We start from the raw sequence: 23048 nt of genomic DNA on the forward strand, positions 1-23048 counted from the left end.
ACTCCGTGCCCCGACTCGACGTGGGCGACGTAGGCTGGGGAGGACGAGCGACGACGGGAGGACAGAGCGAGACGATGGCACGACGTACCCTCCACCGACACGTCCTCGTCAGCGCCCTCGTGCTCGGTCTGCTCGCCAGCCTCGCGATCACGCTGGGTCACCAGGGTGCGGTCGGCAGCGAGCCCACGGTCGCCGACCAGCAGGCCGTCCTGGGCGAGCCCGTCGCGGCGCGCAACCCGTTCCCGCGCGGCATCGTGGTCGTCGGCGACTCCATCACGGCCCGCTACGACGACGAGCCCGGCAGTCGGCACCAGGGCTGGTGGAGCTTCGTGGCCCGCCACTACGACACGCCCGTGCGCACCTACGCTCAGTCCGGGTCGGGCTACCTGCGTCCGGGCATGGGCTGCACCGGCGACACGTTCGTCCAGCGCCGCGCCGCGTTCCGTGGTCCTGCGCCGTCGGTGTTCATCGTCGAGGGCGGCCGCAACGACTGGGCGTCGTGCGCGGAGGGACGTCTGGTCCCCTCCTCCGACGCGGCCGTGCAGGAGGCCGTCACGCGCTACCTCCGGCTGGTCAAGCGCCGGATGCCCGAGAGCACCCGCATCCTGGTGCTGGGTCCGCCGTGGGGCCCGACCGAGCCGTGGCAGCAGCGTCGCGTGACGTCGATCGTGCACACCGCCGCGCTCCGCGAGGGGCTCGAGTACGTGCCCACGCGGGGTGCCCTCGACCGGCACGGACGCACCATCGACGGCGTCCACCCCACGCTGTCCGGCAGCCTCGCGCTGGCCGACGTGGTGGTCGACGCCCTCGACCGGCCTGCTCCCGGATCGCCCGGTCTCACCGCGGTCGAGCGGGAGTCGACGGCCCGAGCGGCGACGGATCGCGCGCGCTAGTCGCCCAGCGCCCGCGCCACCAGCGGTGCGACCTGCGTCAGCGCGCGACCCCGGTGGCTGATGGCGTCCTTCTCCGACGGCGCGAGCTCCGCCGTCGACACGTCGTACCCGTCGGCCGCGAACAGCGGGTCGTAGCCGAAGCCGCCCTCGCCCTGCTCGGCTGCCAGGATGCGGCCCGGCATCTCGCCACGGACGACGTGCTCCTGCCCGTCGGGCGTGCAGAACGCGACCACGGCGACGAACGTGGCCGTACGACGCTCCGGCGGGACCTCGGAGAGCTGGCTCAGCAGCAGCCGGTTGTTGGCGGCGTCGCGCGTCTCCCGCGCCGCCCCCGGCCCGGCACCCCCGCCGGGCTCGCTCCTCGCCACGCCCGACCAGCGCGCCGACAGCACCCCGGGCATCCCGTTCAGCGCGTCGACGCACAGCCCCGAGTCGTCGGCCAACGACGGCAGTCCCGTCGCCTCCAGGCACGCCCGCGCCTTGATCAACGCGTTGCCCTCGAACGTCGGCTCGGTCTCGGCCGGCTCGGGGTAGTCGGCGACGTCGGACAGCCCAAGCACCTGCACGTCCGGCACGAGCGGCGCGAGGATGCGCTGCAGCTCCGCGAGCTTCTTGGCGTTGTTCGACGCCAGCACGACGGTGCGGGTCACGCCTGCAGGGCTTCCTGCTGCAGACGCGTCAGGTCGGCGCAGCCCTTCTCGGCCAGCGCGAGCAGCGCGTCGAGCTCGGAGCGGACGAAGGGGGCCCCCTCGGCGGTGCCCTGGATCTCGATGAACGAGCCCTCCCCCGTCATGACGACGTTCATGTCCGTCTCGGCGCGGACGTCCTCGACGTAGGGCAGGTCGAGCATCGGGGTGCCGTCGATGATGCCGACGCTGACCGCGGCGATCGACTGCACGAGCGGCTCGCCCGCGAGGGCGCCCTTCTCGCGCAGGTGGGCGACCGCGTCGGCGAGGGCCACGTAAGCGCCCGTGATGGCCGCCGTCCGCGTGCCGCCGTCGGCCTGCAGCACGTCGCAGTCGATGGTGATCGTGTTCTCGCCGAGCGCCTTGTCGTCGACCGCGGCGCGCAGAGACCGTCCGACGAGGCGCGAGATCTCGTGCGTGCGACCGCCGATCCGGCCCTTGACCGACTCGCGCTGCGAGCGGTCGTGGGTGGCCTGCGGCAGCATCGCGTACTCGGCCGTGACCCAGCCGAGGCCGGAGCCCTTGCGCCAGCGCGGCACGCCCTCGGTGGCCGACGCGGCGCACAGCACCTTCGTCCGGCCGAACTCGACCAGGCAGGAGCCCTGGGCGTGGTCGAGCCAGTGACGGGTGATCGTGATCGGACGCAGCTCGTCGACGGCGCGGCCGTCCTCGCGGGTGGTCATGGTCGCGACCCTACCGACGTCCGTCAGACGTCGTAGACCTGCCCGGCCTCGACGAGCACGAACTCTCCGGCGAACGTCGAGCGCGTGTCGGCGGCGACCTCGTCGCGGTCGGTCCAGGCGGGCACGTGGGTGACGAGCAGACGTCCGACGCCCGCGCGGGTGGCGTAGTCGCCGGCCTCCGCCCCGGTCAGGTGCAGGTTCGGCGGGTTCGTCCCCGACTCCACGAACGACGCCTCGCACAGGAAGAGGTCGGCGCCGAGCGCGACGTCGTCGAGGGCCTCGGTGGGCGCGGTGTCGCCGGAGTACGCGAGCACCTTCCCGTCGACCTCCAGCCGCATCCCGTACGCCTCGACGGGGTGGTCCATGAGGCGCGGCGTGACCGTGAACGGGCCCACCTGCACGGTCTCGCCGTCGACCCACGTGCGGAAGTCGAACTGGTCGGCCATCTGCAGGCCCTCGGTGCGCCCGTAGCTGCTCGCGAGGAACGGACCGGCGCCCTGCGGCGCGTACACGGGGATCGTCGGCAGGGTGCCCTGCGGGTGGTACTTGCTCACCACGTAGAAGCCCGAGAGGTCGAAGCAGTGGTCGGCGTGCAGGTGCGACAGCAGCACCGCGTCGACGTCGCGCAGGTCGAGGTGGCGCTGCAGCGGACCCAGCGCGCCGCTGCCGAGGTCGAGCAGCAGCCGGAAGCCCTCGTGCTCGACGAGGTAGCAGCTGGACGCGGAGTCGGGCCCGGGGTAGGACCCGGCGCACCCGACGATGGTGAGCCTCACGCGACCACCTGCGCGAACTGGCCGACCGAGCCGACCTCGGGACCGAGGAAGCGTCGGCCGAGCACGCCGAACTCGTCGGGTCGGCCGGTGGTGAGGAAGCGGTGCTCGGGTGCACCCGCCGCGGGGTCGCGGAGCAGGTCGTCCTGGACCAGACGGGCGTACACGTCCTTCGCCGTCTCCTCCGCACTCGAGACCAAGGTGACCTCCTCGCCCATGGCCAGGGCGATCGCCCCGGTCAGGAGAGGGTAGTGCGTGCAGCCGAGCACGAGCGTGTCGACACCCGCCTCGCGCAGCGGCGCGAGGTACTCCTCCGCGGCGGCGGTGACCTCGGGCCCGCTCGTGACGCCACGTTCCACGAGGTCGACGAAGTCGGGGCACGCCTGCGTGAACAGCTCGATGCCGGGGTTGGCGGCGAAGGCGTCGTCGTACGCCCGGGACGCAGCGGTCGCGCGGGTGCAGATGACGCCGACCCGACCGTTGCGGGTGGCTCGCGCCGCGCGCCGCGTGGCGGGCACGATCACCTCGACGACGGGCACGTCGTAGCGCTCGCGAGCGTCGCGCAGCACGGCGGCGCTCGCGGAGTTGCAGGCGATGACCAGCATCTTCACGCCGTGCGCGACGAGGTGGTCGAGGCACTCGAGCGCGAACTCGCGGACCGCCGGGATGGGCTGGGGTCCGTAGGGCTGACGGGCGGTGTCGCCGAGGTACAGCACGGCCTCGTGGGGCAGCTGGTCGATCACCGCTCGAGCGACCGTCAGGCCGCCGAAGCCTGAGTCGAAGATCCCGATCGGTGCGTCCGCCACGAGGCGCAAGCCTACGGACCGTCCGGCGACACGGCCAGTCCCGGGACCGTCATGATCATCACCCCGGGTGCAGCACGCGCTCGAGGAAGCGCTGCGTGCGCTCGTGCTGGGGCGCGTCGACGACGTCGCGTGCGGGTCCGCGCTCGACGACGTGCCCGCCGTCGACGAAGACGACCGTGTCCGCCACGTCGGCCGCGAACCGGATCTCGTGCGTCACGACCACCATCGTCCATCCCTGCGAGGCGAGGTCGCGCACGACGGCGAGCACCTCGCCGACGAGCTCGGGGTCGAGCGCCGACGTCGGCTCGTCGAGCAGCACCACGCGGGGACGCAGCGCCAGTGCACGGGCGATGCCGACGCGCTGCTGCTGGCCGCCCGAGAGCTGCGACGGGTACGCGTCCTCGCGTCCGGCGAGCCCTACCTGCTCGAGCAGTGCGCGGGCGCGTGCGGCGGCCTCGTCGGGATCCTCGCCCTGCACCTGCACGGGTCCCTCGACGAGGTTGCCGAGCACGGTGCGGTGCGGGAAGAGCTCGTGGGACTGGAACACCATGCCGCTCTGCGCGCGCAGCCGCTCGCAGGCCCGACGCCCCTCCTTGCCGCGCGGCAGCGACCCGAAGTCGACCGACACGTCGCCGATCGACACCGTGCCGGCATCGGGCACGGTGAGCGCGTTCAGCGAGCGCAGCAGGGTCGTCTTGCCCGACCCCGACGGGCCGATGATGGCGATGGTGGTGCCCTCGGGGACGTCGAGGTCGACACCGTCGAGCACGACGCCGTCGCCGAAGGTCTTGCGCAGGCCGCGGGCCTGCAGGAGCGACGGCGTGGTCATGGCGTCACGTACCTGTTCAGTCGGGTCTCGAGGCGTCCCTGCGCCACCGAGAGCACGGTGCAGACGATCCAGTAGTACAGGCCGCCCAGCAGGTACAGCGGCAGGTAGTCGAACGACGCCGACGCCTGCTGGTTGAGGACGCGCGTGACGTCGGTGAGGAGCACGACCGACACGAGCGAGGTGTCCTTGACCAGCGAGATGAGCGTGTTCGACAGCGGCGGCACGGCGATGCGCGCAGCCTGCGGCAGGACGACCCTGCGCAGGGCGAGGCGGCCCGACATGCCGATGGTCGCGGCGGCCTCGTGCTGCCCGCGCGGCACGGCCAGCAACGCGCCCCGGACGGTCTCCGCGCCGTAGCCCGCCACGTTCACGCTGAGGGCCAGCACCGCGGCCGGGAAGGACGGGAGGTCCAGTCCGAGCTGCGGCAGGCCGTAGAAGACCACGAAGAGCTGGAGCAGCAGCGGCGTGCCGCGGACTGCAGAGATGAAGAAACGGGCCGGCCACGAGAGCCACCGGGACGACGACGCCCGGGCCAAGGCGATGAGCACCGCCGCCGCGAGGCCGATCGCGAAGCTGATCGCGGTCAGCGGGATCGTGATCTTCACCAGGGCGACGAACGCCGGCCACGCGGCCTCGCGGACGCTCGTCACCCACGACGTCTCGTCGCGACCACCGACCTTTGCCTCTCCCCCGTCCTCGACGGAGACGTCGGCGCCGAAGTAGTCCTCGCTGATGCGCTCCAGCGTGCCGTCGGCGCGCAGGGCGTCCAGCGCGCGGTCGGCCTCACGCACCAGGTCGGCGTCGTCCTGGCGGAACGCGAGCGCCTGGCGGCTGACCTCGTCGCCCGCGTCGCCGACGATCTCGACCTGGTCGTTGCCGGAGGTGGCGAGGTAGTCGAGGACGGCGATGTTGTCGTTGACGATCGCGTCGACCCGGCCGCGCGCGACCAGGTCGGCAGCCTGAGAGAACTGCTCGACGTTCTCGACCTTCGCGCCGGCGTCCTTCGCGACCTGCGACCAGTTGCTCGTGGCCGACTGCGCCGTGGTCAGGCCCTTCAGGTCGGCCAGCGTCCGGATGTCCGAGCCCTTCCGCGCGACGATGACGCCGCGCGAGTAGGCGTACGGCTCGGAGAACGCGTACCGCGCCTCCCGCTCGGGGTTGATCGTGATCTGGTTGGCGATCACGTCGATGCGGCCGGCGTCGAGCGAGCCGAAGAGGGCGTCGAACTGGGACTGCACGAACCGCAGGCGCCAGCCGGCCTCCTTCGCCACGGCCTTCATGACGTCGACGTCGTAGCCCGTGAGCTGGCCGTCCTCGTTGAACGAGAAGGGCGGGTAGGTGCCCTCGGTGCCGACCACGACCTCGCGGCCCTCGCCGGAGCCGCCGTCGGCCGCCTGCGCCGGCCCCACCAGGAGCAGCGGCGACAGCACGGCCAGCACGAGGCCCGCCAGCAGCCCCAGCACACGTCGGCTCACGCCGGACCCCCTTCGTCGTCGCTCGACCCTAGTCCGGCACGTCGCGGTCGGCACCTCCGTCCCGTTGCGCGGACGCGATGCGCGAAAAACTGTCCTCTCTCCCAGCTACGGTCGTTGCATGGCATACGTAGCCCAAGTACTTCGAGTCATGATCGCGTCGCCGTCCGATATCCCGGACGCACGCGATGCCGTCGAGAAGGCGGTCCTCAACTGGAACGACGCGAACGCAAGGTCCAAGCAGATCATCTTGCAGCCATGGCGTTGGGAAACCTCCGCGGTCCCTGAGCTCGGGGACAGGCCCCAATCTCTGATCAACGCTCAGGGCGTAGACGACTCAGACATCGTCTTCGCGCTCTTCGGCAGCCGGCTCGGCTCCCCGACCCCCGACGCAGTATCCGGAACGGTGGAGGAGATCGAGCGCGCCCTGCAAGGCGGAACGCCGGTCCACCTCTACTTTTCCACCGCTCCACTGCCGAACGATGTCGACACTGAGCAACTGGACGGTCTTCGAGCCTTCAAGGAGAAGATGTCGAGCCGCGGATTGCTTGGGGAGTTCAGCAACACGTCTCAACTCGAGCATGAAGTCTGGAAGGCCATCGAGCACGACATTGCTCGCGTTGACGCAGATACCCCGGTCCTTCAGAGCGGTTCGCCCAAGGTGAAGTTTCGGGTACAGCCTCGCGAGGAACGCGAGATTCGTGATTACGATTCGAAGGGCAGACCGCGTTACCGCACCCGGCACTGGGTCGAGGTCACCAACGAGGGGCGAGAGGACGCGAAGGACGTCGTCTTCGAACCTGCCAATCCTCAGCAGCGGATGCATGTACTGACAGATGGAGTCCCAACAGTCGTGCACGCAGGCCAAACGAGAACAGTGCATGTTGAGTACATGTTCGGTGGGGACAGCGAGGACATCCTTCGCATCAAGTGGACCGAGGATGGGGAAGCCCGTGACGAAGATTTCCACGTCGGGTAGGACCAACCCGGGAGCTTAGCCATGGCCGTTGGTATCCGACCGGTCCGCCGAAGGTCAGAGCGGCAGCTTGGGCTGCGGCGGGGCGTGGGTGGGGTCGACGCCGTCGAAGAGGCTGCTGACCGACTCGCCGGCGTGGATCCGGGCGATGGCCCGCGCGAAGAGCGGCGCGACGGACCGTACGCGCAGGGCGGGCCAGTCGGCCGGTGGCGGGACGGTGTCGGTGGTGACGACCTCGGCGATGCCGGGGTGGTCGCGCAGCCGCTCCACGGCCTTGCCGGTGAACAGCCCGTGGGTGCAGGCCACGGAGATCTCCGTGACGCCCTGGCGCTCCAGCATCGAGACCAGCTCGACGATGGAGCCGCCGGTGGCGATCTCGTCGTCGAGCACGATGGCCCGCTTGCCGGCGACGTCACCGACGATCGCGTCGATGACGACCTTGTCGTCGGCCTTGCGCTGCTTGCTGCCGGCCGCGACCGGCAGGCCGAGCAGCCGCGCGAACTGCGACGCGGTCTTCGCGTTGCCGAAGTCGGGCGAGACGACCACGGCGTTCGACAGGTCGGAGTCGCGGTAGTGGTCGGCGAGCTCGCCGATGGCGGTGAGGTGGTCGAGCGGCATCGAGAAGAAGCCGTGCACCTGCGGTGCGTGCAGGGTCATGGTGACCACGCGGTTCACGCCGGCGGTGGCCATCATGTCGGCCACGAGCTTGCCGCCGATCGAGATGCGCGACGCGTCCTTCTTGTCCGAGCGCGCGTACGCGTAGTGCGGCACGACGACGGTGATCGACGCGGCCGACGCACCGCGCGCGGCGTCGACCATGAGCAGCAGCTCCATGAGGTGGTCCTGCGTCGGCGGCACCAGCGGTTGCACGATGTACACGTCACGCTGGCGGCAGTTGGCGAGCAGCTGGGACTGCAGGCAGTCGTTGCTGAAGCGCACGGTCTCCGACGGCGAGAGGCTCGTGCCGAGCTCGCTGCAGATGGCCTCGGCCAGGGCTCGGTGGGCGCTTCCGGAGAAGACCACGATGTCGCGCACACGGTGAGGCTAGCGGAGGTGGCGCCGCCCCGGAACCACGAACGGCGAGGTCAGGCCCACAGCTGGCCGTCGAGCGCGTCCTCGGCGTCGTCGAGGGTGCCCTCGTAGGCACCGGTGGACAGGTACTTCCAGCCGCCGTCGCACACGATGAAGACGATGTCGGCGCGCTCGCCGGCCTTCTGGCTCTTCGCCGCCTGGGCGAGCGCCGCGTGCAGGATGGCGCCGGTGGAGATGCCGGCGAAGATGCCCTCGTGCTCGATCAGCTCGCGCACCCGCCGAACGGCGTCGCGCGGGCCGACGCTGAACCGCGCGTCGATGAGGTCGGCGTCGTACAGCTCGGGCACGAAGCCCTCGTCGAGGTTGCGCAGGCCGTAGACCAGCTCGCCGTAGCGCGGCTCCGCGGCGACGATCCGCACGTCGGGCTTGGCCTCGCGGAAGAAGCGGCCCGTGCCCATGAGCGTGCCGGTGGTGCCGAGCCCGGCGACGAAGTGCGTCACCTCGGGCAGGTCGGCGAGGATCTCCGGCCCGGTGCCGCGGTAGTGCGCCTCGGCGTTGGCGGGGTTGCCGTACTGGTAGAGCATCACCCAGTCGGGGTGCTCCTCGGCGAGGCCCTTCGCGACCCGCACGGCCTCGTTGGAGCCCCCTGCGGCGGGCGAGGGGATGATCTCGGCGCCCCACATCCGCAGGAGCTGGCGACGCTCCTCGGACGTGTTCTCGGGCATCACGCAGATCATCCGGTAGCCACGCATCTTGGCGACCATGGCCATGGAGATGCCGGTGTTGCCGCTCGTCGGCTCCAGGATGGTGCAGCCGGGCGTCAGACGACCGTCGGCCTCGGCCGCCTCGATCATGGCCAGCGCGGCGCGGTCCTTGATGGACCCGGTGGGGTTCTGGTCCTCCAGCTTCGCCCACAGCCGGACGTCCGGCGACGGCGACAGCGACGGCAGCCCCACGAGGGGCGTGCCGCCGACGGAGTCGACGAGCGAGTCGAAGCGGGTCACGGGCTCAGGAACCCGGCAGGGGTGCCGGGCCCTGGGCGGCGGAGGACACCACGGCGACGTCGACAGCGCCACCCGCGACGGCGGGCAGGATCACGACGGTGTCACCGTCGGAGACGGCGGTCTCGAGCCCGCCGGTGAAGCGGATGTCCTCGTCGTTGACGTAGACGTTGACGAAGCGGCGGACGCTGCCGTCCTCGACCAGCCGCTCCTTGATGCCGGTGTGGGCGGCCTCGAGGTTCTCGACGAGCTCGGCGACGGTGGCGCCCTCGCTCTGCACGGCGCGCTCGCCGTCGGTGTAGGTGCGCAGGATGGTCGGGATTCGGACCTCGATGGCCATCGGTGTCGTCGCTCTCTTCCGGGGTTCGGGGGGTGGGTGCTCAGGTGTCGTAACGCTCGACGACGGTGACTTCTTCCTCGGTCACCTCGCCGTCGACGATCCGGTAGGACCGGAAGTCGACATCGGTGCCCTCGACCTCGCCGCCGTCACGGGTGGAGACGAGCACGTAGTGGGCGTTCGGCTCCGACGCGAGGTTCACGTCGGTGCGGGACGGGTAGGCCTCGGTGGCGGTGTGGGAGTGGTAGATGACGACGGGTTCCTCGTCGCGGTCGTCCATGTCGCGGTAGAGCCGCAGGAGGTCGCCGGAGTCGAACTCGTAGAAGGTGGGCGACATCGCGGCGTTGACCATCGGCACGTGGCGCGCGGGACGGTCGGAGCCGATCGGCCCGGCGACGACGCCGCACGCCTCGTCCGGGTGGTCGCGGCGTGCGTGGGCGATGATCGCGTCACGGGTCGCGCGGTCGATGGTCAGCACGGCGGCGAGTCTAGCCAGGTGCGGCGGACTCGTCGGGCGACGTCTGGCTCGCGAGACGCACGGGCGCGACGACCGACCCGCTACGCTTTTGGTATGCCAAAGACTCGCCGCGAGGGTGCGCTCGACGCCGACCGCGCCGCCGACGTGCTCCGCGACCTCATCGTGGCCGGTGACCTCGTGCCGGGTCAACGTCTCGTCGAGCGCCGGCTCGCCGACTGGATCGGCGTCTCGCGCGTCCCGGTGCGTCAGGCGTTGCACCAGCTGGTCGTCGAGGGCTTCGCCACCGAGCGGGCCACCGGGGGCGTCGCGGTGAGCGACCTCTCCCCCGACCAGGTGAGCGAGCTGCTGGAGGTGGCGCACGCCCTCGACGCCGTGGCCGTGCGACGCCTGCTCGCCGCGCGCACCGACCTGTCGTCGCTGCGCGCGCTGCTGGTGCGCGCGGGGTCGGCGATCGACGGCGGACGCGAGGCCGACGCCGTGCGGCTCAACGCCGAGTTCCACCTGCGCCTGCTCGACCTCGCGCCTGCGCCGACCGTCCGCCGCACCGCCCGGCCGCTGCGCCGCGTCCTCGCCTGGGCGCTGCAGCAGCACGCGGACCCTGCGCCCGTGCACGCGGAGCACGTCGCGCTCGTCGACGCGCTCGAGCAGGGCGACGCCGACCGCGTGGACGCCGTCCTGGCGCAGCACGTCCGCACCAGCCGCGCGGCGCTCGCGGAGCGGACGTGAGGTCGCGCGGCGTAGTCGCCGTGCTCGCGACGCTCGCCCTCACCGCCTGCTCCGCGCCCGCGGATCCCGACCCGGGTCCCGGCTCCGGACGCCCGACCAGCCCCGAGGAGACCGCCGTGACCCGCACCCCGTCCTCCCCGTCTGCGTCGGCGTCGCCGCGGTCCAGCCTCGACGCCGCCGCGCAGGAGCGGGTCGACCGTCGCCTGCTCGTCGCGGCGCGCGACGGCGACGCGAGGGGTGTCGCCCGCGCCCTGCGCGACGGGGCCGACGTCGAGGCCCGCGACGCACGACGCCGCACCCCGCTGCTGCTCGCCGCGGCGGCGGACCACGTCGAGGTGGCGGAGCTGCTGGTGCACGTCGGCGCCGACCCGGATGCGGTCGACGACCGGTCCGACACCCCGTGGCTGGTCACGGGGGTCACGGGCAGCGTCGCGATGGGGCGTCTGCTGCTCGACGCGGGCGCCGACCTCACCCTGCGCAACCGCTTCGGCGGTCTCTCGCCGATCCCTGCGAGCGAGCGCGGGCACGTCGCGTACGTCCGCTGGGTGTCGACGACCGATGTCGACCTGGACCACGTGAACGACCTCGGGTGGACGGCGCTCCTCGAGGCCGTCGTGCTCGGCGACGGCGGCCCCCGCCACCGGGCCGTCGTCCAGGCACTGCTCGACGCCGGCGCCGACCCGACGATCCGCGACCGCCAGGGGCGTACTGCGCTCCAGCTCGCCGAGGCCCGCGGCCTGACCGCCATGGCAGCGGTCCTGCGTCGCGGCTGAGAGGTCCGGAACACGTTCCGGGTTCCGGTGACGGGAGCTCTCCGCGCGCCCTAGCGTGCGCTGCATGCCGCGTCGGTCGCTCTCACTACCTGTCCTCCTGACACTCCTGGTGCCGGTCGCGGGCTGCTCGGGCGGTGAGACGACAGCCGACATCGAGCAGATGGTCCGGTACGACCTGTGGGACCGGCTGGCCCCACGAGGCACGGAGATCTCGAGCATCGACGCCTCGTGCGAGCCCCTGCCGTTCTGGGCGGGCGTCGGCGACACCATGGACTGCGACGCTCGCGTCCATCGGCGGGGCGGGAACGAGTCGGACGTCCCGGTCCGCGTCGAGTTCCGGGTCGACGGCGTGTTCTCGGTGCCGTTGGTCGACGTCGACTGAGCGCCTCCCCGCGACGGTCAGTCGAGCGCGCCGACCAGGGTTTCCTGCACGTAGCCAAGCCAGTCGTAGACGTCGACCATCGTGCTCACGGCGGGGTCGTCGCTCTCGGACAGCGCGAGCTGGTCGTCCTCGGAGTCGATGCCGAGGCGGACGGCGATGGAGAGCCTGATGTCGGTCAGGCTGCGCAGCCACGCCTGCACGTCGGCCGGGTCGAGCTCGACCTCCACGACGGTGTCCATCTCCTCCTCGTGATCGAGGCCGCCGGCCTCGAGCGACGCGATGAGACGCTCGGCGTTCTCGACCTTGGCGCTCGTGAGCGACCGCTCCGTGAAGCGGCGGAACTCGGCCGACTCCTCCGCGTCGTCGCCGTACGCGTCGGGAAGGAGCCGGCGCAGCACCGGGTCCTCCGGTGGCAGCGACGGGCCACCCATGCCGAGCTGGACGGCGAGCGGGTCGGGGTCGGACTCGCTGGCACCGTTGCGGTCGCGCAGCAGCTCGACCACCTGCCCGGCCAGGTTGGCCAGCACGTGCGCCTCGTCGGGCTCGAACACGGCCACGACCCCGCCGCGTCGGCGGCGCTTGAAGGGACGCATCAGACGGAGTCCGACTTCTGCAGCGTCGCCCACAGGCCGTACTCGTGCATGGCCTGCACGTGCCGCTCCATCTGCTCGCGGCTGCCGCTGGACACGACCGCCCGCCCCTCGTGGTGCACCGCCAGCATCAGCTCGGTCGCCTTCTCCTCGGTGTAGCCGAAGTACGTGCGGAACACGTACGACACGTAGGACATCAGGTTGACCGGGTCGTTCCAGACGATCGTGACCCACGGGTCCTGGAGCGCGAGGCCGAGCTCGGACGCAGGCTCGTCGAGCTCGATCGGGGCCGGGGTGGTCACGCGTCCCATTGTGTCCCAGGGTCGCCGCTGACCGAAACGCGCCCGCGTGGGGGTGCCGCGTCCGACGGCGGCCCTACGCTGGCGAGGTGACCACGGCACTCCTCACCGACCACTACGAGCTCACGATGCTGCAGGCGGCGCTCGCCGACGGCACCGCGCACCGGCACTCAGTGTTCGAGCTGTTCGCGCGCCGGCTGCCGACCGGCCGGCGCTACGGCGTCGTGGCGGGCACCGGGCGCCTGCTCGACGCCCTCGAGGACTTCCGCTTCGACCCCGGCACCGTCGCCTGGCTGCGCGAGCGGGGTGTGGTCGACGACACGACGTGCGACTGGCTCGCCGACTACCGGTTCACCGGCGACGTGTGGGGCTACCCCGAGGGCGAGCTCTACTTCCCCGCGTCGCCGGTCCTCGTCGTCGAGGGGACCTTCGCCGAGGCCGTGGTCCTGGAGACGCTGTTCCTCTCGGTGCTCAACCACGACTCCGCCATCGCGTCGGCCGCCGCGCGCATGGTCGGCGCGGCCGACGGACGACCCTGCATCGAGATGGGCTCGCGCCGTACCCACGAGCGCGCCGCCGTCGCCGCCGCACGCGCTGCCTACGTGGCCGGGTTCGCGACCACGTCCAACCTCGAGGCCGGGCGCACGCACGGCATCCCGACGGCGGGCACCAGCGCCCACTCGTTCACACTGCTGCACGACACCGAGCGCGACGCGTTCACGGCGCAGGTGGCGTCGCTCGGGACCGGCACCACCCTGCTCGTCGACACCTACGACATCGAGGAGGCGGTCCGCACCGGGATCGACGTCGCCGGACCAGGGCTCGGCGCCGTCCGGATCGACTCCGGCGACCTCCCGTCGCTGGCCCGACGCGTGCGCGAGCAGCTCGACGGGCTCGGCGCCACGGCGACGCGCATCGTCGTCACCAGCGACCTCGACGAGCACGCCATCGCCGGGCTCGCCGCCGCACCGGTCGACGGGTACGGCGTGGGCACGTCGCTCGTCACCGGGTCCGGCGCCCCCACGTCGGGGTTCGTCTACAAGCTCGTCGCGCGCGCCGACGCGGGCGACGCCCTCGTCCCCGGTGGCCAAGAAGAGTGCCGACAAGGCCAGCGTCGGCGGCCGCAAGTGGGCCCTGCGACGACTCTCGGCCGAGGGCACGGCGCAGGCCGAGGTGGTCGGCATCGGCGCGCCGCCGCACGACGACGGCGACGACCGCTCGCTCCTCGTGCCGTTCGTCGAGGGCGGCACGCGGGTGCACCACGACACGCTCGACGACGCGCGCGCACGCCATGCCGCGGCCATCGCCGAGCTGCCCGCCGCCGCGCACAAGCTCTCCGCCGGCGAGCCCGTGCTCGAGACGGTCTTCGAGCGCTGAACCGACCCCACCCCCACCTGTCGGGAGGACCCATGACCACGACCCACGACCCGTCCACGGCACTCGTCGTCGTCGACGTGCAGAACGACTTCTGCGAGGGCGGCTCGCTCGCCGTCGCCGGTGGCGCCGACCTCGCCCACCGGGTCGCGACACTCCTGCAGTCCGGCGAGTACGCGACCGTGGTGGCCACCCGCGACCACCACGTCGACCCCGGACCGCACTTCTCGAGCACGCCCGACTACGTGGACTCGTGGCCGCCGCACTGCGTCGTCGGCACCCCCGGCGCCGAGCTGCACGAGCCGCTGCGCGACGACCAGTTCGACGCGGTCTTCCTCAAGGGCGAGTACGAGGCGGCGTACTCCGGCTTCGAGGGCGTGACCTCCGACGGGGTCCCGATGGCTGCGTGGCTGCACGAGCACGGCATCACGACGCTCGACGTCGTCGGCATCGCCACCGACCACTGCGTGCGGGCCACGGCGCTCGACGGCGCCCGCGAGGGCTTCACGGTGCGGGTGATCGAGGGGATGACCGCTGCGGTCGACCCGTCCGGGCTGCCCGCGCTGCGCGAGGAGCTGCGCGCGGCGCGGGTCGAGGTCAGGGAGCGCTGACCGCCGACGCCGTGGGCGTCTGCGTGGGCTGGTCCGGGGCCGGGGGCAGCACGAACAGCAGCGCCCCGAGGGCGATCACCGGGATCGAGGCGAGCAGGTCGCGACGGGTGAGCGTGTGCTTCATGGCGCCAGCGTGACCCCGGCAGCGCAACGGCACCGGTCGCCGACGTGAACGTCAGGTGACCGGTGCCGCACGAGCGGGCTAGAGCAGCTCCTTGGCCAGCAGCTCGAGCGTCTCCTCGCGGGCCGGAGAGCGTCGGGGGTCCGCTCCGCGTCGGGCCGAGCCCACCGGGTGCAGCATGACCTCGTCGACCTCGAAGTGCTCCGCGAGCTCCCGCACCTGCCGGGCGGCGGTCTGCGGGTCGCCCAGCACCGGCCGTGTCGTGCCCGCGTCGACCATGGCCTGCTGCTGCGGTGCGAGCACCGCCTCCTGCGCGTCCTCGACGAGGTCGATCGCGGTGAGCGGCTGACCGGTGCGCAGACGCGCCATGTTCTGCAGGTTCGGCAGCGCCATGGCCAGCGCCTCCTCGGTCGTCGGGGCCACCGACGCGTTGACCGTGAGGAACGTCGTCGGGCGGTCCAGCAGGTCCGACGGGCGGAAGTGGGAGCGGTAGTGGGCCAGCGCCTCCTCGGTGCCCTGTCCCGAGAAGTGGTGCGCGAACACGTACGGCAGACCCTTGGCCGCGGCGAGCTGCGCGGAGTACATCGACGAGCCCAGCAACCACAGCCGGGCTGCCGACGTCGCCGCCGGCGTCGCCTTCAGCACGTACTGCTGCTGCGGGATCGGCACCCGCACACCGCGACCGTCCATGAGGGCCACGACGTCGTCGAGGTACTGGGGGAAGTTCTCGACGTCGGTGTCGTCGCGGCCCGCAGCACCACGCAGCGCCCACGACGTGACCGGGTCGGAGCCGGGGGCGCGCCCGATGCCGAGGTCGATCCGGCCGGGGAACGCGGCCTCCAGGAGCGCGAACTGCTCGGCGACGGCGAGTGGCGCGTGGTTCGGGAGCATGACGCCGCCGGAGCCCAGCCGGATCCGCTCCGTCGCGCCCGCCAGCACGCCGATCAGCACCGGCGGGCTCGACGCCGCCACGGCAGGCATGTTGTGGTGCTCGGCGACCCAGTAGCGCTCGAAGCCCAGCCGGTCGGCGGTCTGGGCGAGCGAGACGGCGGCCGCGACGGCGTCCGCGGTCGACTGGTCGGTGCGGACGGGGACGAGGTCGAGGACGGACAGGCGCATACCGGGGTCAACAACGTCGGGCGGTGAACCCTTCCCCGGGCGCCCGCTGCCGGGGGAGGCCCGGGCCGGCGGCGCCGGCCCGTCCGGGCCTCCCCCGGGACGGGGCCCGGACGGACCCCGACGAAGGGTGACGTCACTCCCTCAACCGTCCGGCGGGGTCGAAGGTCACGGTCCCGGCGCGGAGAACGCTAGGCGGTCGAGGCGGTCACGTCGTCGGCCCGGCTGCCCGAGGGGAAGGTGCCGAGCCGCTCGACCATGAACCCGCCCGGGTAGCTGCGGATGCGGTGCGAGCGCCGAGGGTCGTACGGACGCCGGCGCGGCGGGAGGAGCCGGACCACCCGGCTGCGTGCACGGATGGCGCGCCGCGCCGCCCGCTGCACCCAGCGGGGCGGCGCCGGGTAGTCGAACGCCCGGCGCAGGTGGTCGTCGAGCAGCGCGATCGCGAACGTGCGCATCGCGGGGCGCAGCGGTCGCGGGTAGAACGTCGTGAAGAGGTCGAGCGTGGCGTCGGCGACCGCGCGCGAGCCGGGGTCGAACGCGAAGTGCGCCGCCTCGTAGCGGTCCATGTGCCGCTCGAACCCGGCGTAGTCAACGGGGATCCCGCGGATCCCCATGAGCCGCCCGAGCCGCCGGTAGTACTCGACCGCGGCCCGCAGCTCGGTCTCGGTGAGCCGACGCCATCCCAGCTCCTCGATCCACCGCACCGGTGCCACCACGAAGGTGCACAGGACGTAGAGCATGTCGTCGTTGGAGATGTCGTAGCTGCCGTGCATCTGGTTCATGCGACGGATCGCGGCGCGACCGTCCGGGTTCTCCATGCCGTCGTCGAGCACGGTCTCGAGTACGATGACGGTGTCGTCGTGCCGCTTCTGCGTGCTGCCCGTGAACTCGTCGGTCCGGTGCAGGAGGCTGCCGATCGACGGCACCGCGTAGGTGCGGAACAGCGCGAAGCTGAGGGCCTGCTGCAGGTCCCACGGGAACTCGTGGTGCCCGGTGATGCGCGAGATCTCCTCGTAGTCGACGGTCGGGTCGAGGGTCTCGACGTGCCGCACCCAGTGGTCGCGGGGCAGGAGTCCGGGGATGCGCATCACGCGGTCACCTCCTGCGCCGCCTGGGCCCGCAGCTCCCGCTTGAGGATCTTGCCCGCGCCCGACATCGGCAACGCGTCGACGAGGGTGAACGACCGGGGCACCTTGTAGCCCGCGATCAGGCCGCGGGCGTGGGTCTGCAGCTCGTCGGGGTCCGGGGCCGTGCCCGGCGTCGCGACGACGTAGGCGTGCACCTTCTCGCCGTACCGCTCGTCGGGCAGCCCGATGACCGCCACCTGCGCCACGGACGGGTGCTTGCTGAGGGCGCTCTCGACCTCGGCCGAGTACACGTTCTCACCGCCCGTGACGATCATGTCCTTGATCCGGTCGACGACGTAGACGTACCCGTCCTCGTCGACGTAGCCGCCGTCGCCCGTGTGCATCCAGCCGCCACGCAGGGCCGCCCTCGTCTCCTCCGGCTTGTTCCAGTAGCCCTGCATGACGTGTCCCCCGCGCACGCAGATCTCCCCCACCGTGCCGGTCGGGACCGGCCGGTCGTCGGCGTCGAGGATCCGCACCTCCGCGTGCAGCGCGGCGCGACCACCGGACGAGAGTCGACGACCCTCGTGCTCGTCGGGCAGCAGCAGGGTGGCGACCGGCGACAGCTCGGTCATGCCGTAGGCCTGCGTGAGACGCACGCCGGGCAGGGTGGCCAGCGTGCGCTCGAGGACGCCGGTGGAGATGACCGATCCGCCGTAGAGCAGGCGCTGCAGCGACGACAGGTCGTGGTCGCCGACGGCCGGGTGGTCGACGAGCATCTGGATCATCGTCGGCACCAGGAGCATGTCGGTGACGCCGTGCCGCTCGATCGCGTCGAGCACGGCAGCCGGCTCGAAGAACGGCACCGTCACGTGGGTGCCGCCCTGCAGCACCTGCGACGTCCACGCGGCGAGGTCGGCCAGGTGGAACATCGGTGCCGCGTGCAGCAGGACCGAGCCGCGGCGCACGAGCTCGCCGGAGGCCATCGCGCCCATGGCCGACGTGACGAGGTTGGCGTGCGAGAGCATGACACCCTTCGGGAAGCCGGTCGTGCCGCCCGTGTAGAAGATGCCGGCGAGGTCGTCGCCCGAGCGGCGCGCGTCGTCGACGGGCTCGTGGGCGGCGACGAGCTCCTCGTACGACAGCAGACCCTCGGGCAGCACACCGTCGCCGCAGTGGACGACCGCGACGAGCGACTCGACCTGCTCGGTGAGCGTCGGCACGAGGGGCGCGAAGGCGTCGTCGACGAGCAGCACGGTGGTGCCGGAGTCGCGCAGGGAGTAGACGACCTCGGCGGGGCTCCAGCGGATGTTGACGGGGTTGACGACCGCGCCGGCCCACGGCACCGCCAGCAGGTACTCGGCGTAGCGGTCGCTGTTCAGCGACAGGATCGCCACGCGGTCGCCCTCGCGGACCCCCAGGCCGTGCAGCGCGGCGGCGAGCCGGGCGACGCGGTCGGCGTGCTCGCGGAAGGTGCGGCGACGGTCGCCGCACACGGTGGCGACGGCGTCGGGGCTGGTCTGGACGGCACGGTGGAGGCCTTGGGTGAGCTGCACATCGACTCCTCGGAGGACGCGGGTGGCGTGCGCCAGGTCACTCTTGTTGGCGCACCGCCAACAATGGCACTCCGTGGTGGCGCCGTCAACGGTCGGGTGCGCGGTGGGGCTGCGCAGCGATGCGTGGTCGTGGCAGGCTTCGGCGGGTGACGACGAGCCCCGCCGGCCCCCGCTTCCAGCGTCTCGACGCGGACCGACGCCGCGCCGAGATCCTCGCGGCCGCCACCGCGGCGTTCGCGGCCCGCCCCTACCCCGCCGTCTCCCTCGCCGACGTCGCGCAGGAGGCCGGCGTCGCGCGCGGCCTCATCAACCACTACTTCGGCACGAAGCGCGACCTCTACCTCGAGGTCGTTCGCGAGGCGTCGACCGTCCCGTCGGTGGCCGTCGAGGAGCTCCCGGACGGGACGCTCGAGGAGCGCATCGACGCCGCCGTGGCCTGGTACCTCGACGCACTGCAGGAGTCGGGCACGACGTGGATCGCGGCCGCCGACCCGTTCGTGATGGGCCGCGACCCCGAGCTCGAGGCGATCCTGACGGAGGCCGAGAACATCACCGTCGACCGCGTGCTCGACGCCGTCCACCTCGGCGACGACGCGGCCCACCGCGACCTGCTGCGCGCCCTCGTGCGCACCTACGGGCACCTCGCCCGCTCCGCCGCCCGCGAGTGGCTCCTCCACGACGCCCTCACCCGCCCCCAGGTCCACACCCTCCTGCGCCGCACCCTCCTCGCGATCGTCGACGACGTGGTGCCGGAGGTGCTGGGGGGCTGAGGGTCTCTGATCGTCTCGTCCTGCGGATGCGCCGTGCGGCTTCTCGCTCGACCTGCGGCTGCGTCGGGGCGGCTTCTCGGTCCGTGGGGCTGCGTCGGCGCGGCTTCTCGCTCGGGTGGGGCTGCGCTGGCGCGACCTCGAGTCGTCCTGCGCTCCGCAAGGGCCTCGACCGGGCGGCTGGCGACGGCGGCGCCTCGGGTTCTCGGGCTGCGGGTTGGCGCTGGGGGTGGACGCAAGAATCTGCGTTGGCGCGTCCCATCGGTGGATCTGCCACCTTCTGAGGGCTCTCCAGGTGGCGGATCCACCGCCAAGGGGGTCAGACGTGGCAACGATGCTTCCTTCTCGTGGACCGTGCCACGAGAAGGGAGAAGCGCTGCCCACCCCACCCCAAAGTGCACCCAAGACTCTGCCTTGGCGCGCGCGAGGTCGAACGCTTCTGCGTTGGTGACGGGATCCCGTAGCAAACGCAGAAGCCTCGGCCCTCCCGCGCACAAACGAAGAATCTTGCGTCCCACCCGACCCACAGCCCGAGAACCCAGACCAGCGCGCCCGCCATCCGCCCGGTCGAGGCCTTTCGGAGACCACCCCCAGCGCCAGCCGACGCAGCGCAGCAGCAAGCAAAGACCCCCTGCGGCAGCGCACCACCAAGCCCAGACCCCCTGCGGCAGCGCAGCACCAAGCCCAGACCTCCCGAGGCAGCGCACCAGCAGGGTCACGCCGACCGCAGCCCCGCAGGTCAGAGCACGTCGCGCAGGAACCTCGCCGTCACGTCGACGGCCTGGGTGGCGGCGGGGCTGACGCCGGGGAGGCTCACGAAGCCGTGGAGGGCGTCGGGGAACTCCTGCAGGACGACGTGGACGCCCTGCTCGCCGAGGGTCTCGGCGTAGCGGCGGCCGTTGTCGGAGAGCGGGTCGTGGCCGGCGACGAGGACGAGGGTCGACGGCAGCCCGGCGTGCGACTCGGCGCGGATGGGCGAGGCGCGCCAGTCGAGGGTGCCGTGCTGGTCGCGCAGGTAGAGGCGGACGAAGGCGCGCATGTTCGCCGACGACAGCACGGGCGCGTCGGCGAACTCGTCCTCGCTCGGCCACCGGTCGTACATCTCGACGCCCGGGTAGATGAGCACCTCCGCCTTCAACGCGGGCGCCCCGGCGTCCCGCGCGAGCAGCGCCGTCGTCGCGGCCAGCCCGCCGCCGGCGCTGTCGCCCATGACGGCCACCCGGTCGGGGTCGACGTCGAGCTCCTCCGCGTGCTCGACGACCCACTGCAGCGCCGCCCACGCGTCGTCGACGGCCGCCGGGAACGGGTCCTCGGGCGCGAGACGGTAGTCGAAGGAGAGGACCACGGCGCCGGTCCGGGCGGCGACCCGGCTCGCGAACCAGGCCGACTGCTCCGGGTTGCCCTGCACCCAGCCGCCGCCGTGCAGGTTCAGCACGACCGGCGGCGCCGACCCGGAGCTCGCGGCGCCGGTCGGGCGGTGCTGCAGGAAGCGCCGTGCCCGGCCGTCGACCTGCACGTGGTGCTCGGTGGTACGCACCGACGGGTCGGCCGTGCCGAACAGCCAGCGTCCGACGGCGCTGCGCTGCAGCCCGAGCCGTTCGCACCGTGCCTTGTGGAGGTCGTCGACCTCCTCGATGGGCGTGGAGCCGAGACGGACGAGCACGCCGAACACACGGGTCCTGAGAGGAAGCGCCATGCCCTCACGCTAGTGCCGCTCAGCCCGACGCGCGCAGGGCCCATCGTCGGAGCAGGTCGATCCGGCGCTGCAGCTGCTCGACGGTGGCCTGCGCCGCAGCGGGCCCTCCGGTCTCGGTGCGCAGCTGCGCGTGGGTGACGCCGTGCGGCTGCCCCGTGCGGTGGTGCCAGGCGCCGACGAGGCCGTTGAGCTCGCGGCGCAGCTCGCTGCGACGCTCGTGCGCCACGTCCTCCGCGGTCCGGGTGGCGGCGCGAGGAGCTGCCGCCGACGCCTTCGACCGCTTGGCGCGCAGCAGCTCGGCCACCTGGTCGGCCTCGAGCAGGCCGGGGATGCCGAGGAAGTCGAGGTCGTCGTCGTCGAGGGAGTCCGAGATCTGCGCGGCGTACTCGCCGCCGTCGAAGAGCACGCGGTCGAAGTCGGCCTCGCTGCCGAGCGCCTGGTAGGTGCCCTGCTCGAGCTCGGCCGACGCCGACTCCCCCGCCTGCGCCCGGGCCAGCATCTCGGCCTCCGCGGCGAACAGGTCGTCCTCGTCCTTCACCGGCCGGCCGACGACGTGGTCGCGCTCGACCTCGAGGTCAGCGGCGAGCGCCAGCAGACCGGCGACGCTGGGCAGGAACACCGACGCGGTCTCGCCCCGACGCCGGGCGCGCACGAAGCGGCCCACGGCCTGCGCGAAGAACAGCGGCGTGGCGATCGTGGTGGCGTACACGCCGACGGCGAGCCGCGGCACGTCGACCCCCTCGCTCACCATCCGCACGGCGACCATCCACGGCGACATCGACGCGGAGAACTCGGCGATGCGTCCGCTCGCGCCGGCCTCGTCGGAGAGCACGACGGTGGGCCGCTCCCCCGTCAGGTCGGTGAGCAGGCGCGCGTAGGCACGGGCGGAGTCCTGGTCGGAGGCGATGACGAGACCGCCGGCGTCGGGGATGTCGCGCCGGACCTCCAGGAGCCGTCGGTGCGCGGCCCGCAGCACGGTCGGCATCCACGACCCCTCCGGGTCGAGGGCGGTCCGCAGGGCCTGGGCGGTGGCGTCCTTGGTGAGCGGCTCGCCGAGCCGGGCAGCCACCTCGTCGCCGGCGCGGGTGCGCCAGTGCATCTGTCCGGAGTAGGCCATGAACAGCACGGGCCGCACGACGCCGTCGCGCAGCGCCCGCCCGTAGTTGTAGGAGTAGTCGGCGACGCTCTGCTTGGTGCCGTCGCGCTGCGGCTCGTAGGTGACGAACGGGATGGGGCTGTCGTCGGAGCGGAACGGGGTGCCGGTGAGCGAGAGCCGACGCACCGCGCCCTCGCAGGCCTCCTGGACGGCGTCGCCCCACGACAACGAGTCGCCGGCGTGGTGCACCTCGTCGAGGATCACCAGCGTCTTGCGGGCGTCGATCCGTACGCGGTGCCCGTTCGGGTTCACCGACAGGCCGGCATAGGTGACGCAGTAGCCGTCGAAGCCCGGGGCCAGCGCGCCCGAGAGCGCCGGCTCGAGCCGGATGCCGAGGCCCGACGCGGCGAGCGCCCACTGCGTCTTCAGGTGGTCGGTCGGGGTGACGACGACGATGCGCTCGACCACACCGCGGTGCATCAGGTCGGCCGCGATCGTCAGGGCGAACGTGGTCTTGCCGGCGCCGGGCGTCGCGACGGTGAGGAAGTCGCGCGGCTCCCTGCGCGAGTACAGCTCGAACGCGTCGCGTTGCCAGGCCCGGAGGCGCTGGCTAGGCATCCGAGCCGGAGCCGCCCTCGTCGCCGGGCTGCATGCCCTCCCAGATCTCCTTGCACTCCGGGCAGACCGGGAAGCGCTGCGGGTCACGGCTGGGCGTCCACACCTTGCCGCAGAGCGCGACACAGGGGGTGCCCATGACCATCGCCTCGGTCAGCGTGTCCTTCGGGACGTAGTGGCTGAAGCGCTCGTGGTCACCGTCCTCGAGCCGCTCGTCCCCGCGCAGGTCGGTGCGCTCGTCCTGGACCGTCTGGGTGCCGCTGCCGAAGAATCCCACGTCGCTCATCGTAACG

At 72.4% G+C, this 23048-nt stretch carries 26 protein-coding genes and 1 pseudogene; 8 read left to right on the plus strand and 19 right to left on the minus strand.

Translation table 11 applies throughout. The features are described 5' to 3' along the window. Nucleotides 1-74: 74 nt before the first annotated feature. Nucleotides 75-893 carry an SGNH/GDSL hydrolase family protein gene (locus tag QE370_RS17140; RefSeq protein WP_253024597.1) on the plus strand — a complete coding sequence of 273 codons (819 nt, stop codon included), beginning with the start codon at nucleotides 75-77 and terminating at the stop codon, nucleotides 891-893. On the opposite strand, the gene rdgB is transcribed toward QE370_RS17140, so the two are convergent. Genes rdgB through QE370_RS17170 form a run of 6 tightly spaced genes read right to left on the minus strand, consistent with a single transcriptional unit; the run spans nucleotide 890 to nucleotide 6142 of the window. Then, complete coding sequence (gene rdgB, locus QE370_RS17145; protein WP_309635098.1) at nucleotides 890-1543, minus strand: RdgB/HAM1 family non-canonical purine NTP pyrophosphatase; 654 nt, start codon at nucleotides 1541-1543, stop codon at nucleotides 890-892. The two genes, QE370_RS17140 and rdgB, sit on opposite strands and share 4 nt — an antisense overlap. After that, a complete protein-coding gene (gene rph / locus QE370_RS17150; protein ID WP_253024612.1) occupies nucleotides 1540-2262 on the minus strand; it encodes a ribonuclease PH in 723 nt (240 codons plus the stop codon). Before rph ends, rdgB begins: the two co-directional genes overlap by 4 nt. 23 nt (nucleotides 2263-2285) lie before the next feature. Continuing rightward, nucleotides 2286-3035 (minus strand): MBL fold metallo-hydrolase, encoded by a 750-nt coding sequence (locus QE370_RS17155; RefSeq protein ID WP_253024614.1) that lies wholly within the window; start codon nucleotides 3033-3035, stop codon nucleotides 2286-2288. Then, on the minus strand, nucleotides 3032-3838 hold the full coding sequence (gene murI, locus QE370_RS17160) for a glutamate racemase (RefSeq protein WP_253024616.1): 807 nt from the start codon (nucleotides 3836-3838) through the stop codon (nucleotides 3032-3034). The genes QE370_RS17155 and murI overlap by 4 nt, the downstream gene beginning before the upstream one ends. A gap of 58 nt (nucleotides 3839-3896) precedes the next feature. Next, nucleotides 3897-4667: an amino acid ABC transporter ATP-binding protein gene (locus QE370_RS17165; protein WP_309635099.1), complete on the minus strand. Its 771-nt coding sequence runs from the start codon at nucleotides 4665-4667 to the stop codon at nucleotides 3897-3899. Next, the gene (locus tag QE370_RS17170; RefSeq protein ID WP_309635100.1) at nucleotides 4664-6142 is read right to left on the minus strand and encodes an ABC transporter substrate-binding protein/permease; all 1479 of its coding nucleotides are present in this window, start codon (nucleotides 6140-6142) and stop codon (nucleotides 4664-4666) included. Before QE370_RS17170 ends, QE370_RS17165 begins: the two co-directional genes overlap by 4 nt. A gap of 118 nt (nucleotides 6143-6260) precedes the next feature. On the opposite strand from QE370_RS17170, the gene QE370_RS17175 reads away from it, so the two are divergent. Beyond that, nucleotides 6261-7118 carry a DUF4062 domain-containing protein gene (locus QE370_RS17175; protein WP_309635101.1) on the plus strand — a complete coding sequence of 286 codons (858 nt, stop codon included), beginning with the start codon at nucleotides 6261-6263 and terminating at the stop codon, nucleotides 7116-7118. 54 nt (nucleotides 7119-7172) lie between these two features. On the opposite strand, the gene QE370_RS17180 is transcribed toward QE370_RS17175, so the two are convergent. From QE370_RS17180 to QE370_RS17195, 4 genes are read right to left on the minus strand one after another with little or no spacing between them, the layout of a single operon-like run. Beyond that, entirely contained in the window at nucleotides 7173-8150 is a 978-nt protein-coding gene (locus QE370_RS17180) for a ribose-phosphate pyrophosphokinase (protein WP_067855709.1), read from the minus strand. A gap of 50 nt (nucleotides 8151-8200) precedes the next feature. Further along, nucleotides 8201-9151: a cysteine synthase gene (locus QE370_RS17185; protein WP_309635102.1), complete on the minus strand. Its 951-nt coding sequence runs from the start codon at nucleotides 9149-9151 to the stop codon at nucleotides 8201-8203. A 4-nt stretch (nucleotides 9152-9155) separates the two neighbouring features. Further along, on the minus strand, nucleotides 9156-9488 hold the full coding sequence (locus tag QE370_RS17190; RefSeq protein ID WP_253024624.1) for a MoaD/ThiS family protein: 333 nt from the start codon (nucleotides 9486-9488) through the stop codon (nucleotides 9156-9158). Nucleotides 9489-9528: 40 nt separating this feature from the next. Then, nucleotides 9529-9963 (minus strand): M67 family metallopeptidase, encoded by a 435-nt coding sequence (locus tag QE370_RS17195; RefSeq protein WP_286689618.1) that lies wholly within the window; start codon nucleotides 9961-9963, stop codon nucleotides 9529-9531. A 93-nt stretch (nucleotides 9964-10056) separates the two neighbouring features. Between QE370_RS17195 and QE370_RS17200 the strand changes: the two genes are divergently transcribed. The 3 genes from QE370_RS17200 to QE370_RS17210 all read left to right on the plus strand — a co-directional run bounded on the left by QE370_RS17200 (nucleotide 10057) and on the right by QE370_RS17210 (nucleotide 11844). Further along, a complete protein-coding gene (locus QE370_RS17200) occupies nucleotides 10057-10689 on the plus strand; it encodes a GntR family transcriptional regulator (protein WP_309635103.1) in 633 nt (210 codons plus the stop codon). Nucleotides 10690-10805: 116 nt separating this feature from the next. Next, nucleotides 10806-11462, plus strand: coding sequence for an ankyrin repeat domain-containing protein (locus QE370_RS17205; protein ID WP_309635104.1), 657 nt, complete (start codon nucleotides 10806-10808; stop codon nucleotides 11460-11462). A 64-nt stretch (nucleotides 11463-11526) separates the two neighbouring features. Further along, entirely contained in the window at nucleotides 11527-11844 is a 318-nt protein-coding gene (locus QE370_RS17210; RefSeq protein ID WP_309635105.1) for a hypothetical protein, read from the plus strand. Nucleotides 11845-11861: 17 nt separating this feature from the next. On the opposite strand, the gene QE370_RS17215 is transcribed toward QE370_RS17210, so the two are convergent. Further along, nucleotides 11862-12437, minus strand: a complete 576-nt coding sequence (locus QE370_RS17215; RefSeq protein ID WP_253025612.1) for a DUF2017 domain-containing protein — start codon at nucleotides 12435-12437, stop codon at nucleotides 11862-11864. Beyond that, nucleotides 12437-12745 carry an ATP-dependent Clp protease adapter ClpS gene (clpS, locus tag QE370_RS17220; protein WP_253025611.1) on the minus strand — a complete coding sequence of 103 codons (309 nt, stop codon included), beginning with the start codon at nucleotides 12743-12745 and terminating at the stop codon, nucleotides 12437-12439. The genes QE370_RS17215 and clpS overlap by 1 nt, the downstream gene beginning before the upstream one ends. A 77-nt stretch (nucleotides 12746-12822) precedes the next feature. On the opposite strand from clpS, the pseudogene QE370_RS17225 reads away from it, so the two are divergent. Next, nucleotides 12823-14110: pseudogene (locus QE370_RS17225) on the plus strand (nicotinate phosphoribosyltransferase). Between the two features lie 32 nt (nucleotides 14111-14142). Next, entirely contained in the window at nucleotides 14143-14718 is a 576-nt protein-coding gene (locus QE370_RS17230) for an isochorismatase family protein (protein WP_253025610.1), read from the plus strand. Here QE370_RS17230 and QE370_RS17235 read toward each other — a convergent pair. The 4 genes from QE370_RS17235 to QE370_RS17250 form a co-directional block, all read right to left on the minus strand. After that, nucleotides 14705-14842: a hypothetical protein gene (locus QE370_RS17235; protein WP_158509182.1), complete on the minus strand. Its 138-nt coding sequence runs from the start codon at nucleotides 14840-14842 to the stop codon at nucleotides 14705-14707. The genes QE370_RS17230 and QE370_RS17235 overlap by 14 nt on opposite strands. 78 nt (nucleotides 14843-14920) lie before the next feature. Continuing rightward, a complete protein-coding gene (locus tag QE370_RS17240; protein WP_253025608.1) occupies nucleotides 14921-15958 on the minus strand; it encodes an LLM class flavin-dependent oxidoreductase in 1038 nt (345 codons plus the stop codon). Nucleotides 15959-16146: 188 nt separating this feature from the next. Then, nucleotides 16147-17046: an oxygenase MpaB family protein gene (locus QE370_RS17245; protein WP_309635277.1), complete on the minus strand. Its 900-nt coding sequence runs from the start codon at nucleotides 17044-17046 to the stop codon at nucleotides 16147-16149. Continuing rightward, nucleotides 17046-18581 carry a long-chain fatty acid--CoA ligase gene (locus tag QE370_RS17250; protein ID WP_253025606.1) on the minus strand — a complete coding sequence of 512 codons (1536 nt, stop codon included), beginning with the start codon at nucleotides 18579-18581 and terminating at the stop codon, nucleotides 17046-17048. The genes QE370_RS17245 and QE370_RS17250 overlap by 1 nt, the downstream gene beginning before the upstream one ends. A gap of 146 nt (nucleotides 18582-18727) precedes the next feature. On the opposite strand from QE370_RS17250, the gene QE370_RS17255 reads away from it, so the two are divergent. Then, nucleotides 18728-19351: a TetR/AcrR family transcriptional regulator gene (locus tag QE370_RS17255; protein ID WP_253025604.1), complete on the plus strand. Its 624-nt coding sequence runs from the start codon at nucleotides 18728-18730 to the stop codon at nucleotides 19349-19351. 736 nt (nucleotides 19352-20087) lie between these two features. On the opposite strand, the gene QE370_RS17260 is transcribed toward QE370_RS17255, so the two are convergent. Genes QE370_RS17260 through QE370_RS17270 form a run of 3 tightly spaced genes read right to left on the minus strand, consistent with a single transcriptional unit; the run spans nucleotide 20088 to nucleotide 23041 of the window. Further along, a complete protein-coding gene (locus tag QE370_RS17260; RefSeq protein WP_309635106.1) occupies nucleotides 20088-21044 on the minus strand; it encodes an alpha/beta hydrolase in 957 nt (318 codons plus the stop codon). Nucleotides 21045-21063: 19 nt separating this feature from the next. Next, the gene (locus QE370_RS17265) at nucleotides 21064-22758 is read right to left on the minus strand and encodes a DEAD/DEAH box helicase (protein WP_309635107.1); all 1695 of its coding nucleotides are present in this window, start codon (nucleotides 22756-22758) and stop codon (nucleotides 21064-21066) included. Next, a complete protein-coding gene (locus QE370_RS17270; protein WP_253025598.1) occupies nucleotides 22751-23041 on the minus strand; it encodes a DUF3039 domain-containing protein in 291 nt (96 codons plus the stop codon). The genes QE370_RS17265 and QE370_RS17270 overlap by 8 nt, the downstream gene beginning before the upstream one ends. Between the last annotated feature and the right edge of the window lie 7 nt (nucleotides 23042-23048).

Source organism: Aeromicrobium sp. SORGH_AS_0981 (assembly GCF_031453195.1).
Taxonomy (GTDB): domain Bacteria; phylum Actinomycetota; class Actinomycetes; order Propionibacteriales; family Nocardioidaceae; genus Aeromicrobium.